Annotated in this window: 11 protein-coding genes; 5 read left to right on the top strand and 6 right to left on the bottom strand. The window is 44.3% G+C overall.

Annotation, left to right across the window (positions count from 1 at the left end; translation table 11 throughout):
- Position 1: 1 nt before the first annotated feature.
- The 3 genes from CW749_RS13430 to gap form a co-directional block, all read right to left on the bottom strand.
- Complete coding sequence (locus tag CW749_RS13430) at positions 2-712, bottom strand: response regulator transcription factor (protein WP_101112938.1); 711 nt, start codon at positions 710-712, stop codon at positions 2-4.
- A gap of 328 nt (positions 713-1040) precedes the next feature.
- Positions 1041-1928, bottom strand: a complete 888-nt coding sequence (locus CW749_RS13425) for a D-hexose-6-phosphate mutarotase (protein ID WP_101112636.1) — start codon at positions 1926-1928, stop codon at positions 1041-1043.
- A gap of 275 nt (positions 1929-2203) precedes the next feature.
- Complete coding sequence (gap, locus tag CW749_RS13420; RefSeq protein WP_101112635.1) at positions 2204-3199, bottom strand: type I glyceraldehyde-3-phosphate dehydrogenase; 996 nt, start codon at positions 3197-3199, stop codon at positions 2204-2206.
- 302 nt (positions 3200-3501) lie between these two features.
- Here gap and msrB point away from each other — a divergent pair, with 302 nt between their 5' ends.
- A complete protein-coding gene (gene msrB / locus CW749_RS13415) occupies positions 3502-3957 on the top strand; it encodes a peptide-methionine (R)-S-oxide reductase MsrB (RefSeq protein WP_101112634.1) in 456 nt (151 codons plus the stop codon).
- Between the two features lie 38 nt (positions 3958-3995).
- On the opposite strand, the gene CW749_RS13410 is transcribed toward msrB, so the two are convergent.
- Complete coding sequence (locus CW749_RS13410; protein ID WP_101112633.1) at positions 3996-4826, bottom strand: DUF2989 domain-containing protein; 831 nt, start codon at positions 4824-4826, stop codon at positions 3996-3998.
- A gap of 111 nt (positions 4827-4937) precedes the next feature.
- Between CW749_RS13410 and CW749_RS13405 the strand changes: the two genes are divergently transcribed.
- The gene (locus CW749_RS13405; RefSeq protein WP_101112632.1) at positions 4938-5222 is read left to right on the top strand and encodes a DUF1315 family protein; all 285 of its coding nucleotides are present in this window, start codon (positions 4938-4940) and stop codon (positions 5220-5222) included.
- Positions 5223-5328: 106 nt separating this feature from the next.
- Here CW749_RS13405 and ansA read toward each other — a convergent pair whose 3' ends face one another.
- Both ansA and sppA read right to left on the bottom strand, forming a co-directional pair.
- Complete coding sequence (gene ansA, locus CW749_RS13400) at positions 5329-6342, bottom strand: asparaginase (RefSeq protein ID WP_101112631.1); 1014 nt, start codon at positions 6340-6342, stop codon at positions 5329-5331.
- A 283-nt stretch (positions 6343-6625) separates the two neighbouring features.
- Complete coding sequence (gene sppA, locus CW749_RS13395; protein WP_101112937.1) at positions 6626-8476, bottom strand: signal peptide peptidase SppA; 1851 nt, start codon at positions 8474-8476, stop codon at positions 6626-6628.
- Positions 8477-8646: 170 nt separating this feature from the next.
- On the opposite strand from sppA, the gene CW749_RS13390 reads away from it, so the two are divergent.
- The 3 genes from CW749_RS13390 (at position 8647) to CW749_RS13380 (ending at position 13375) form a co-directional block, all read left to right on the top strand.
- Positions 8647-10650 (top strand): NADPH-dependent 2,4-dienoyl-CoA reductase, encoded by a 2004-nt coding sequence (locus CW749_RS13390; RefSeq protein WP_101112630.1) that lies wholly within the window; start codon positions 8647-8649, stop codon positions 10648-10650.
- 82 nt (positions 10651-10732) lie between these two features.
- A complete protein-coding gene (locus CW749_RS13385; RefSeq protein WP_101112629.1) occupies positions 10733-11281 on the top strand; it encodes an NAD(P)H nitroreductase in 549 nt (182 codons plus the stop codon).
- A gap of 114 nt (positions 11282-11395) precedes the next feature.
- A complete protein-coding gene (locus tag CW749_RS13380; RefSeq protein ID WP_101112628.1) occupies positions 11396-13375 on the top strand; it encodes a DNA topoisomerase III in 1980 nt (659 codons plus the stop codon).
- The last annotated feature ends 137 nt before the right edge of the window (positions 13376-13512 follow it).

The following is a 13512-nucleotide window of genomic DNA, read 5'->3' as shown; positions in this document are numbered from 1 at the left end:
GCTAGCGTTTATCAGCGCAGAGCTGATAGCCCTTACCGCGAACAGTTTTAATGATTTGAGGTTGGTTAGGATCGTCCAAGAGTGTTCTCCTCAGACGAGAAATCCTTCGATCGATTGACCGATCCAGACCATCGTATTCATAACCCCTTATCTGCTGGACAATGTCGTCTCGTGATACGACTTTTCCGGGGTTTTGGGCAAGAAGATGTAAAAGCTCGAATTCGGCCGTGGTTAACTGGATTTCATTGTTGTTCATAGAAACTTGTCGTTTTTGCAAGTCAATCTTTAACGCGCCAAACGTCAGTACCGTTTGAGTATCTGCGGGCGTGTTGGTGCGTTTATTTCTTCGAAGTAATGCGCGAACGCGCGAAAGTAAAAGCCTTGGTTGTACTTGCTTTACAATGTAATCATCGGCACCCAACTCCAACCCCATCATTTGATCAATGTCGTCATCAAGCGCGGTTTGCATCAAAATCATGCCAAGGTAGTCGGTTCTCACTTGTCGGCAAACGTCCATACCCGATTGCCCGGGAAGCATGACATCCAATATGACAATATCAGGTTGCTCTGCCACAATTCGTTGTGCTGCATCTATTCCGTTGCTCACGTGTGTTACGTCGAACTCATGACCTTTTAAATAATCACAGATCAGCTCAGCCAGTTCCATATCATCTTCAACAAGCATTAAGCTGTATTGATTAGTAGGATCCATTAGATACATTTCCTCTCCTTGGGTATTGTGCCAATTTTATTTCAATCTCATTGACTGGACTGTGACGATTTGTGACTAGTAACCTGAACTCTGAATTGTCTCCAGAAAGGTTATTTTGAATCATATCAGTAATGATGCGAACTAAAGATTAACAAATACTAATAGAGTAAGTTATTTAGGAGCTGAATGTGTAAAAAGATGTAAACAGCGGCTAATGAGTTAGCCGCTTGAAAGTATGCCAATTGAATTGTGGTCAGTTGGAATTTTCTCGCCGAACTTAAACGCGAGCTTCGGTGCACAACAATGGCTTTGAAAGGTCTGTTAACGTTTAAGCGTTGTATGAGAGCTTGGTAACAAGCTGATGACTTTCACCTGGCTGTAATGTCTTCCCTTCCTCAATAGTAGGGGCATGAAGAGTTGATTCCACACAAAGCATGGTTAGATAACCATCGTCTTGCATGTCTCCCATACCTTTCGCTCCGTCTTTCCATGGATTCCAAAGTACGGCGGAATTGTGACCTTTATTTTCAACAACTAATGAGCGATTTAGGGATGCGTCAGCGACTTTAATTTGTCCTTCAGGCTGAGTGTACACACGATCAATACTTTCAGTGAGTGTCAGTGTGCTACCACCTTGAGTCACTTGATTGCCGTTTAACCCGTCAATGAATTCTGGCCCCATTCCTGTTGTTTCTGCATCGTGGATGTTGCCAACATTGAGGTAAGTATGAAGTGCACCGGAAAATGTCCATTCAGATGTATCTGTGTTTTTCACATCCAACGAAATAGTAAGATCGTCTGAGATTTCTACATTCAAAATGGCTTCAAACTGATGGTTCCACACCGCGAGTGTTTCGTCGCTTGTTTTCAAGCCAAGACTAACAATAACACCTTCGGCATTTTCTCTATGTTCAACCAATTCCCACTGGCTAGTACGTGCAAAACCATGTGCTGGTGCGGCAATGCGGCCAAACCATGGCCAACAAACCGGTACACCACCACGTAGTGCAGCTTTTCCATCAAAATTCGCTTCTTTACTCATCCAAATAAGGTCTTCTTGACCCGTTGGTTTGAAAGAAACAACGTGTCCGCCATGAAGTGAAATACCCGCGGTAGCTTTTTCATGCATCACACGAACTATTTTAAGGCCTTCATATTCTACGATTGTGACGTTATCTGAAAGTACGGTCAGAGCAGGGAGAGTTTTTAGTTCCATCTTCTTATCCTGATGTTGTTATACCAATCGTAGTAAGTAATCACTCATTCTAGCTTGTTAAAACACTCGATAACTGCGTTAAAAAATTTGATTGTAGAATGACTACTTATCGAAATTTTTTGCCTTGTTCTCAAGCGTTTTTCCTTCGCTATTTATGAGCACTTACTTACTGTGATTGGTATTAATCTAATTTTTATTGATATATAGATAAACAAAAAGGCGACACAATGGTCGCCTTTTTTAATCTTTCATCAAAGAAAGTCTTTTACTAATGCTTACTTAGAGATGTGAGCAACTAGGTCAAGAACTTTGTTTGAGTAACCGATTTCGTTGTCGTACCAAGATACAACTTTAACGAAGTTTTCAGTTAGTGCGATACCAGCTTTAGCATCGAATACTGAAGTTTGAACTTCGCCAATGAAGTCTTGAGAAACAACTTGGTCTTCAGTGTAACCTAGAACGCCCTTTAGAGGACCTTCAGAAGCTTCTTTCATAGTTGCACAGATTTGCTCGTATGAAGCGCCTTTCTCTAGGTTAACAGTTAGGTCAACTACAGAAACGTTAGCAGTTGGTACGCGGAAAGCCATACCAGTTAGTTTGCCGTTTAGTTCTGGAAGAACAACGCCTACAGCTTTAGCTGCACCAGTTGATGATGGGATGATGTTCTGAGAAGCACCACGACCACCACGCCAGTCTTTAGCAGAAGGACCGTCAACAGTCTTCTGAGTAGCAGTAGTTGCGTGTACTGTAGTCATAAGACCAGAAACGATACCGAAGTTGTCGTTTAGAACTTTAGCGATAGGCGCTAGACAGTTAGTAGTACAAGAAGCGTTAGAAACGATGTCTTGGCCTGCGTAAGTGTCTTGGTTAACACCCATAACGAACATTGGAGTTGCGTCTTTAGAAGGACCAGTTAGAACAACTTTCTTCGCGCCCGCAGTGATGTGCTTACGTGCAGTCTCGTCAGTTAGGAAAAGACCAGTTGCTTCAGCAACTACGTCTACACCGATTGCATCCCACTTAAGATCTTCAGGGTTACGCTCAGCAGTTACACGTACAGTTTTGCCGTTAACGATTAGGTTTCCGCCTTCAACTTCAACAGTACCGTTGAAACGGCCGTGAGTTGAGTCGTACTTAAGCATGTAAGCCATGTACTCTACGTCGATAAGGTCATTGATACCTACTACTTCGATGTCTGCACGCTCTTGAGCAGCGCGGAATACGAAACGACCGATACGGCCAAAACCGTTAATACCTACTTTGATAGTCATTATAGTTGCTCCACAACTTAATTTCTGATTAAAGATAACTGGTAGTAAAATTACAGAATCCAGTAAAAATCTGCAACAGATAATCAAGGTTAACTTGTCTAAAGTCAAAAAAAAGCGATGCTTTTTTTAACATATCTTTGCAAATGTATATTTTTTACACATGACTGGGTGGATCTAACGCCAACAATCATGCGTAGAAGTATTCAGTCAATATCTGTGTGTCAAAAATGACGCACAAGTCATATTTCGGTTAAGAAGTATGTGCTACAACCCCAGTCTTAGGCAAGACTTTGTTTAATAAAATGAATAAAAAACAAAAAAAATGGAGAAATATAAACGTGAACCAAAAGGCGCAACCAGTTGAAAAAACGGAAAAAGAGTGGAAAGAACAACTAACTGACGAAGAATATCGTGTTTGTAGGGCACACGGAACAGAAGCTCCTTTTTCTGGAAAATTACTTCATAATAAACAAAGCGGCGAATATCAGTGCACCTGTTGTCATACCCCTCTTTTTCACTCGGAAAACAAGTACGATTCTGGGTGCGGCTGGCCAAGTTTTGATGCGCCGATTAACGAGGCTGCAGTTCGTTATATTGAGGATCTGAGTCACGGAATGAAGAGGGTAGAAATTCGTTGTTCAGCGTGTGATAGCCATTTGGGTCACGTTTTTCCTGATGGTCCTAAAACCACTGGCGAACGGTTTTGTGTTAACTCAGTGTCGTTAATTTTCAACAATACTAAAAAAGGTGACGTGTAACACATCACCTTTGAAAATTAATTTCACAAAGCGAGTTTTTACCATTTTCTAAGTGTGTCTATTTCCGGAATCAAAGATGGTTTGTAAAGGCCGCTTTTTACGGAATCAGCCACATCATCAGCTAGGTCGTTTAGCTTATCTAGCTTTTCCTCTGGGTATGGGTACATTCTTCTAAGGTTTCTATCTGAGGCAATAGGTAGCTCAAATTCTTTGCCTACCATTGCCCAAATATATGCGTATTCCAAGTTCCCGAGCGATTGATTAGTACTAGCTAATGACTTAATCACTTCGTTATTTAGCTCACCTTTTTTGGTGAGCGTTAAGGCATTTTCAAGAAGAATGAGTGTTTTATTGCGATCTCGGTTTGCGTAGTAGGTAGCTAACGCATATTGAAGTTTGGCGGTATTGAGTTTTTCCGTTCCTTCCAATTGCAAGAACTCACGTTGGGCGTCATCATCGCCTTGTGTCCAGCGGAAGTACAACGCGTAAGGATCGGTTGACGACTTTAAGTCGTTTAATATGCGTTTCTGTTCATCATAGGTATGAACCAGCGCATTGAATCGGCGCTCTTTAAGATCACTTTGGTCTATGGGTTGTATCTGAGCCGCTAACTCAAGACATTGTTGATATTCATGTAAGATCTCAAATTCTTTCAGTATCTTGTCAACGTTATTGTTTCTCAGCGCGTCATATCGGTGCCAGATGAGATTTGTTCTTGGTATGCGACATTGCCCGTCGCGCATGTTGAGTTTTTCACACCGAAGTGTCGGATTGGCTTCACACAATTCCCCCGTGTTTTGATGAGCTTCAAAACATCCAGAAAGCGTTGCTACAGAAGCGATACAAATAAGAAGTCGAGTTTTTATCATTGGCATCCCGCTTGTGATCTAATGCTCTAATTTGTTGTCCATTACTTGACTAAGCATAGTAGCCGGATATGGTCTTATTCAAAACCTATTTACTTAAAATTAGGAAAGAAAGTGAATGTAGAGCAACTTATTGAAGCAATGACCCCCGAGGTTTACGAGCGCTTAAATTATGCTGTAGAAACGGGTAAGTGGCCGGATGGTACTCCGTTAAACCAAGAGCAGCGAGACTCCTGTATGCAAGCCGTTATGCTGTATCAATCCAAGCACAATACTGAAGCGCAGCATATGTCTGTTGCAGCAGGCGGTGAAATTGAGTTCAAATCCAAAGTTGAGCTGAAGAAAGAATTTTCTAAGGGCGAGGAAGAAATCGCTCGAATAAAAATTGATAAAGAATAAATCAACAGCATATCGATTAAGAACTTCTAATAAAAAGAGAGGAGGCATTTGCTTCCTCTTGTTTTTTCTAATGAGTAATATCTCTCACCATGAGAAATACATCACTCTACAGGCTCATTTCACCACGCAGAATTTTTTGCATCTGGCTTTTTATTTCCTCATAACCGAGGTTTTGGCTCAACAAGTAGTGCAATTTGGCAAGTGCTGCCTCTGGCGTCATATCGTACCCGCTGATAACACCAGCTTCTGCTAAAGCACATCCTGTAGCATAGCCTCCCATGTTTACCTTGCCAGCGAGACATTGCGTTAGGTTCACGACAATTACACCGCGTTCAGAGGCTTCTTTGAGATGACCCAATAGTTCAGGGTTTTGTGGAGCATTTCCGACACCAAAGGTCAAAAGAATCATTGCGTTCACAGGTTGGCGCAGCGTATTTCGAATAACTTCGTGTGAAATGCCAGGGTACATAGTAATGACACCTATTGGCTGAGGGGTAATGCTATGCACTTTAAAATCGCCTGCAGGCTTTTTATCTACTTCAATGTAATTACTTACTTGAATGTTAATTCCCGCTTCCAGCAGAGCTGGCAGGTTAGGGGACGTAAACGCGTTAAATCCATCCGCATGTGATTTGGTACTGCGATTACCCCTCATCAACTGGTTATTGAAAAAGAGCGTGACTTCATTAATCGGGTAATTTGCCGCGATGTGTAATGCATTAAGTAGATTGGCTTGCCCATCGGATCTAAGCTCTGCTAGAGGGATTTGCGATCCCGTAACGATGACTGGCTTACCAAGGTTTTCGAGCATAAACGAAAGCGCCGAAGCGGTATAAGCCATGGTGTCGGTGCCATGAAGAATAACAAAACCATCGTAGTTGTCATAGTTGTCACGAATGTCATCGGCGATTTGCTGCCAATCCATAGGCGTCATATCGGATGAATCGATGAGTGGATCATATTCGTGAATGGTGTAATCGGGCATTTCAGAGCGATGAAATTCCGGCATGCTTTGAAGTTGTTTTTCCATAAACCCAGCAACTGGAATGTAACCTTGATTAGATTTTTGCATTCCAATAGTGCCGCCAGTATAAGCGATGTATATATGTTTTTTTTGCATAGGGCTATGTTTCTATTCGTTACACGTTGTAATTATGGCGGGATTATAGCGAATTCTGCTCAAAACCCCAGAAGGAAATACTGGAAGAGTGCATCCCAATTAACAAAAGTGTAATTGCGATCATCAAGCCCCCTTCACTGAACAAGACGAGCTTATCTAAACGGTTTCAAAGTTCGAGTTTGTTTATGGATACGCTGTGTTTACAGATAAGCTTAGCAGCATAAAAAAATAGACGCCGAAGCGTCTATTTAAAAAGGTTGTTGCTAACGTATAAACGTCAGAACTATTGAACTTGGCAATTTAAGCAAAATGCATAGTGTCCTTTAGGATCGTTAAAGCTCTGCATTACGCTTAGGTCTTGCTTAAGCTGGTTAGCGACAGGCTGTAGCGATTGAGGTAACACGCTGTTCATATCGATGCCTAAATTCACAGAGATATTTTGCATCAACTCCTGAATGATCTGTTCGGTTGAAGATAGTGGCTCCTCTACCCAGTAAATGTTGTATGAATCCAGTTCTGCCAATTCAGCAGCCAGCTTGATGGCATCATCAAAATCGCCCATTTGGTCGACTAATCCAAACGACATTGCATCTTTCGCTGTCCAAACACGCCCTTGAGCAACTTTATCAACGTCTGAAATACTCATATCACGGTTTTCACCAACGAGACCAATAAAGCGCTGGTAGCCGTGCTCAATACCCAGTTGAATCGCTTCCGATGCCGCAGGAGTTAGCCCACGTGTAACGCCAATACCAGAGAAAGGAGAAGTGCCGATACCATCGTTATAAATACCAAGGTTGTTCAGGCCTTTCTCAAACGTTGTAATCACGCTGAATATGCCAATGGAGCCAGTAAGGGTTGTCGGTTGTGCAACGATTTTGTCTGCACTCATCGAAATCCAGTAGCCACCTGAAGCCGCCAAGCTCGACATAGACACAACGACGGGTTTTCCTGCATCACGCAAAGCTTGTACTTCGTTACGAATGACTTCAGAAGCAAACGCACTGCCGCCTGGGCTATCCACTCGAAGTACAACGGCTTTAATTTTGTCGTCGATTCTAGCGTCGCGCATCAGTGATGCAATCGTATCACCGCCCACCGTTCCGCGAGGTTGGAAACCATCCATAATCGCGCCACTGGCCACAATTACGCCGACATCGTCAGCAGCAAAATTCAACTTCGGAGTCATTGTTGCTAGGTATTCGTAGTATCCGATGTGATTAAAGCTGTCGTTGCCATTACTACCAAACTCTTTAACCAATGCTTTTCTGACTTGTTGTCTGGTCGCCAACTCATCAACTAAGCCAATGTTTTTGGAAAGCTGTGCCAAATCGCCTTTAGCTTCGTTGAGCAGCTTCAACATGTCAGCTTCGCTAGGCGCAAGAATAGAAGCTTCAATCTGGCGGTTTAGTGCAACATCATGAATGAACGCATCCCAAAGTTGTGTCAGCCAGCGAGACGCTGACTCTTTGGCTTCGTCAGACATGTCGTTACGAGTAAATGGCTCAATCGCAGATTTGTAGGTGCCGACTCGGAACACATGCGTATTAACATCCAGCTTTTCTAACATGTCTTTGTAGTAAAGATTGTATGCGCCATAGCCTTGCATAAGTACTGCACCATCTGGTGCCAAGTAGACTTTATCAGCGTAACTGGCCAAGTAATACTGGCTTTGGTTGTAAAAGTCACCAATGGCATAAAGAGGTTTGCCAGAGGTCTTAAATTCGTTCAGCGCTTTAGCAATGTAGCGAAGTTTGGTCAGATTGGTTTCTGGCATTTCACGCAGCGCTAATACCAAACCCGTCACGTTGTCGTCGTTTTGCGCGTGTCTAATCGTTTCGACAATATCAAACAAAACGTTCTCTTTTGGCAGTTCACTGCCGAGTAACGATCCAGTGAATGAATCCATAGGAGCAACGTAGCTGCTTTGTTCCACTATCGGGCCGGACAAATTCATGACAAGCGCCGATTTTTCTTGCACAACAGGTGCAGTGGTATCGGCTTGGGTGTAAACGAAATAGATGATCGCTAAAGAAAACAAAAAGAATAGGTTGATGATGGCAACACGTAGGAAAGAAATCGCCTTCCATATCCACTTAAAAATCAAACCTATAACTCGAAATATCTTTTTCATGTCTTTCCAATACAAGTACTTAGCTAATCGCTCCATCCTACGTGATCTTAGCGAAGAAAAACACAGAAGATTGATCGTTGTTGTAAAAATGTAAACAGGTGTTTGATTTTTTGTTTTCGGGCTTTTAGAGTGGTCATACCATTACTATAAAATTAAAGTGAGCTCTCCCTATGTATTCTAATTTACTTTCGCCGCTGGACTTGGGTTTTACCCAGTTACGCAACCGGGTATTAATGGGTTCCATGCACACCGGTTTAGAAGAAGATAAGCAAGGTCTACACAAGCTTGCTGCTTTTTATGCAGAGCGTGCGAAGGGGGGAGTGGGGCTAATAGTAACGGGCGGTTTTTCACCAAATTTACGGGGAAGGCTGCATCCGTTCAGTGCTGAGTTTAGTAAACGTAAACATGCTCAAGCCCATAAAGTCGTCACCGATGCCGTGCATGAACACGGTGGGAAGATTGCGCTTCAATTGCTGCATGCAGGTCGATACGCCATGCATCCTTTTTCTCAAAGCGCATCAGAAATCAGAGCCCCAATCGCAAAGTTCACACCCAGTGAAATGAGTGGGCGTCAGATCCGAAAAACCATTGGCGCATTCGCTAATTCTGCCTCCCTCGCGCAAGAAGCGGGGTATGACGGCATCGAAATCATGGGTTCGGAAGGGTACTTGATCAACCAGTTTATTTGTAAACGTACCAACATGCGTTACGACGAATGGGGGGGAACTTATGAAAATCGCATGCGCTTTCCGATTGAAACGGTAAAAGCAATCCGCGAAAAAGTGGGCAAAGAATTCATCATCATATTCCGATTATCCATGTTGGATCTGGTGGAAGAAGGCAGCACATTTGAAGAAGTCGTCTTGCTGGCTAAAGAGCTGGAAAAAGCTGGAGTCACCATCATCAATACCGGTATTGGTTGGCATGAAGCGCGAGTTCCGACTATCGCAACACAAGTTCCGCGCAGTGCTTTTGCTTGGGTAACGGAAAAAGTGAAGCCGCACCTTAATGTTCCGGTTATCACGTGCAACCGAATCAATACGCCGGATGAAGCCGAGAAGATCATAGCCTCTGGTCAGGCAGACATGGTATCGATGGCGCGCCCTTTCTTGGCCGATCCTGACTTCGTCAATAAAGCTGAAGCACAGCAAAGCCACCTTATTAATACCTGTATTGGCTGTAATCAAGCGTGTTTGGATAACGTGTTCAAAGGCAAACGAGCAAGCTGCCTTGTTAACCCTAGAGCGTGTTACGAATCGGAAATTGTGGTTCAGCCAGCAGTGAAGAAGAAAAAGATTGCTGTTGTTGGCGCAGGACCTGCTGGGTTGTCATTTGCGACCACGGCTTCAGAGCGCGGCCACGATGTGGATTTATATGAACGCAATGATCGTATTGGTGGTCAATTCCGCTTAGCTATGCAAATCCCGGGTAAAGAAGAATTTCGTGAAACCATCCGCTACTTTGCCAATCGCATTGATACCACAGGCGTTAACCTTAAACTGGAAACAGAAGTCACCTTTGACATGTTGGAGGGGTACGATGAAGTGGTGATGGCTTCTGGGGTGGCTCCTCGTGAAGTAAATATTGAGGGCTTCGATAATGCCGAGAAAGTGGTGGATTACCAGACTCTGATCCGCGATAAGACACCAGTAGGCGAGAAAGTTGCCATTATTGGCGCAGGTGGTATCGGGATTGATGTCGCCACCATGTTAACGGAACCAAATGGTCATGACTTGGATGATTGGCTGCATGAGTGGGGTATCGACAAGAACATTGATCACCCTGGCGGTCTATACCCTTACCCCGATTCGGTGAGCGACAAAACCGTTTGGGTGTTGCAGCGTCGAAATGGACGAGTAGGGAAAGGGCCGGGCAAAACAACGGGCTGGATCCACAAGCGTACGTTAGAAAAGCGCGGGGTGAATTTAATCGGTGGTGTCCAATACCAGCGACTTAACGGCAAGGGCTTGTACATAGAGCATCAAGGTGATGAAAAGCTGTTAGATGCGGATACGGTAGTGGTTTGCGCAGGGCAAGAATCAGTAAGGCCCTTTGAGTCAGATTGGAGCAAGCTTGGCGACAAGCTCCATATTATTGGTGGAGCCGACCATGCAGGCGAGCTGGATGCCGTTCGAGCCATTCGCCAAGGTGTGAAGTTAGCGGTAGCACTGTAAGCACAGAAATAGCCCCTGAAAAACGGGGGCTAAATTTGAGTAGGTTTATGCTACATTTGAAAAAAACAAACAAGGACTTCAAATGGAAGCGTTAGACCTTTTATTGAATCGTCGCTCAATCGCTAAGCTTTCGGCGCCCGCGCCAGAAGGGGAAGCACTTCAAAATATCATCAAAGCTGGGCTTCGTGCCCCTGACCATGCTGGGTTAACCCCTTGGCGTTTTGTGATTTCACAAGGTGAAGGGTTGGCAAAGCTCGCGGATATTTTGGTATCGGCCGCTGAAGCGGAAAACAGTGAAGAAGCGGTAATAGAAAAACTGAAAAACGCCCCTTTTCGTGCCCCTATGGTGATTACCGTTATCGCCAAAGTTACTGAGCACGAAAAAGTGCCCGCACTGGAACAATACCTTTCTGCCGGATGTGCTGTTCAAGCCATGCAAATGGCCGCTGTCGCGCAAGGTTTCCAAGCATTTTGGCGCTCAGGAAGCTGGATGTTCCACCCGAAGGTACACGAGGCATTTGGCTTAGAAGGCAAAGACGAAATCGTCGGCTTCCTTTACGTGGGTACTCCGGGCTGCACGCCAATGAAAGTGCCAGAGCGTGATTTAAGCCAATTTATCGAATTTCTATAGCGACCTAGATTCGGTATTAACACAAAATAACTGTATAAAAAAACAGTTTTTCTTGCATTCTGAAAGCCACATTAGATAATGTGGCTTTTGTTTTATCTGAATCTTTTCACATTTATGTCTCGACTCATCATTGCCGAAAAACCCAGCTTAGGGCGCGCGATTGCTGCAGCTCTACCCAAGCCTCAAAAAAACGAAAATGCTTTTATTCGTTGTGGGAATGGTGACATCGTTACTTGGTGTATCGGTCACTTGTTGGAACAGGTGGAGCCCGATGTCTACGATGAACGTTACAAAAAATGGAACATGAATGACCTGCCGATTGTTCCAGACCAATGGCAGCTCAGACCTCGTAAGACGTCAAGCAAACAGCTCACGGTGATCCGTAAGCTATTAAAAGAAAGCAGCCACCTTGTTCATGCTGGCGACCCAGATCGTGAAGGGCAACTGCTGGTGGACGAAGTGATCGATTACTGCAAAGTCCCTAAAGGCAAAAAAGAGAATATGGAAAGGTTGCTGATCAGTGACTTAAACTTACCTGCGGTCAAGCGTGCACTTTCTCAGCTTCGCAGTAACCGTGATTTCATTCCTCTTTCTGTATCGGCGCTCGCTCGTTCCCGTGCCGATTGGCTGTATGGCATGAACATGTCGCGGGCGTATACCTTACTTGGTCAAAAAGCCGGTTATCAAGGTGTGTTATCGGTAGGGCGTGTTCAAACCCCTGTGCTGGGCTTGGTGGTTCGTCGAGACGAAGAAATCGAGAATTTTGTCCCTCGAGACTATTTTACCCTTCATGCGCTGATCCCTTACCAAGATCAAAATGGCAGCTTTGATATTCGTGCTCGCTGGAAACCAAGCGAAGCTTGCAAACCTTGGCAAGATGAAGAGGGCAGAGTACTCAATCGAAAACTGGTAGAGAACGTCGCCTCACGTATCGCTAATCAGCCTGCTACGGTAACGAAATCGGAACAAAAACAAACCAAGCAAGCCGCGCCGCTCCCGTATTCACTTTCCGCACTACAAATCGATGCTGCAAAACGTTTTGGTATGAGTGCGCAAGACGTGCTGAATGTTTGCCAATCGCTATATGAAAAACACAAACTGATTACTTACCCACGTTCAGATAGCCGATATTTACCAGTGGAACATTTTGGTCAAGCTGCGTCGGTAACTGATGCCATTGGCAACAACGCTAAAGAGCTTGCTCAGGCGGTTCAAGGTGCAGACTTGTCCCGTAAATCAAAAGCGTGGAACGACAGCAAAGTCGATGCCCACCATGCCATCATTCCAACACCCAAAAAAGCATCGGTAAACGGGCTTTCTGGTAATGAAATGAAGATTTACCAACAGATTGCCCGTCAGTATCTTATGCAATTCTACCCACCAGCCATATTTGCAGAAGCCAAGCTGATCTTTGATATCGCTGGCGGAACATTTGTTGCATCTGGTAAGCAGTTGATTGATCCCGGATGGAAAATACTGATGGGGAAAGACAAAGCAGAGAAAGAAGAAGGCGTCGATACGGTTCCTCCCTTACCAGAAGGAACGGTACTTACTTGCCGTGAAGGTGAAATCAAAGACAGAAAAACAGAACCGCCCAAGCATTTCACCGAAGCCACATTACTTCAAGCCATGACGGGTATCTCCCGATTTGTGGAAGACAAAGAGCTCAAAAAAATCCTACGTGAAACCGATGGGTTAGGCACAGAAGCCACACGAGCTGGCATTCTAGACACTCTATTCAAGCGCCAATTGCTTACTCGCCAAGGCAAATCAATTTTAAGTTCTCCGGCCGGTAGAGGTTTGATCCATGCTCTGCCGAACGAGTCCACCTACCCAGACATGACCGCCAATTGGGAACATCAACTTCAAGGTATGGCAGAGCGCAACCAAGCTTACCAACCTTTTATGCAAGCATTGGAATCCAAAATTACGGGTTTAATGGAAACAGTAAAACTTGGCCCTGTCCCTGAATCGCTTAGGCACTTACCCAAAGTTGAGCGACCATCCTACAAAAAGCGCCGCAGCACTGGAAAAAGCACAGCGAAAAAGTCAGGGACGACGAGAAAGCGCGGAGCGGCAGTGAAGAAGAGTTAAATGTTGCACTTGTAAGGCAACGTTCGTATTGACGTAGAGACATTCTGCCAAGCAACTTTGGAAAACCAGTAAGGGCGTAATTTTTTACGCCTTATGGTGCTTGCATTGTCAAAAGTAGATTAAGGGATGAATGTTTA

Origin of the sequence: Vibrio sp. vnigr-6D03 (genome assembly GCF_002835515.1) — a bacterium.
Taxonomy (GTDB): Bacteria; Pseudomonadota; Gammaproteobacteria; order Enterobacterales; family Vibrionaceae; genus Vibrio; species Vibrio penaeicida.
The sequence above is the reverse complement of the archived record's forward strand: the minus strand, read 5'-3'. Positions and strand labels throughout refer to the sequence as shown.

Bases quoted from the DNA above. Each gene is read 5' to 3' on its own strand.
- CW749_RS13430 (WP_101112938.1), bottom strand. From the start codon at position 712: ATGGATCCTACTAATCAATACAGCTTAATGCTTGTTGAAGATGATATG.
- CW749_RS13425 (WP_101112636.1), bottom strand. From the start codon at position 1,928: ATGGAACTAAAAACTCTCCCTGCTCTGACCGTACTTTCAGATAACGTC.
- gap (WP_101112635.1), bottom strand. From the start codon at position 3,199: ATGACTATCAAAGTAGGTATTAACGGTTTTGGCCGTATCGGTCGTTTC.
- msrB (WP_101112634.1), top strand. From the start codon at position 3,502: ATGAATAAAAAACAAAAAAAATGGAGAAATATAAACGTGAACCAAAAG.
- CW749_RS13410 (WP_101112633.1), bottom strand. From the start codon at position 4,826: ATGATAAAAACTCGACTTCTTATTTGTATCGCTTCTGTAGCAACGCTT.
- ansA (WP_101112631.1), bottom strand. From the start codon at position 6,342: ATGCAAAAAAAACATATATACATCGCTTATACTGGCGGCACTATTGGA.
- sppA (WP_101112937.1), bottom strand. From the start codon at position 8,476: ATGAAAAAGATATTTCGAGTTATAGGTTTGATTTTTAAGTGGATATGG.
- CW749_RS13390 (WP_101112630.1), top strand. From the start codon at position 8,647: ATGTATTCTAATTTACTTTCGCCGCTGGACTTGGGTTTTACCCAGTTA.
- CW749_RS13385 (WP_101112629.1), top strand. From the start codon at position 10,733: ATGGAAGCGTTAGACCTTTTATTGAATCGTCGCTCAATCGCTAAGCTT.
- CW749_RS13380 (WP_101112628.1), top strand. From the start codon at position 11,396: ATGTCTCGACTCATCATTGCCGAAAAACCCAGCTTAGGGCGCGCGATT.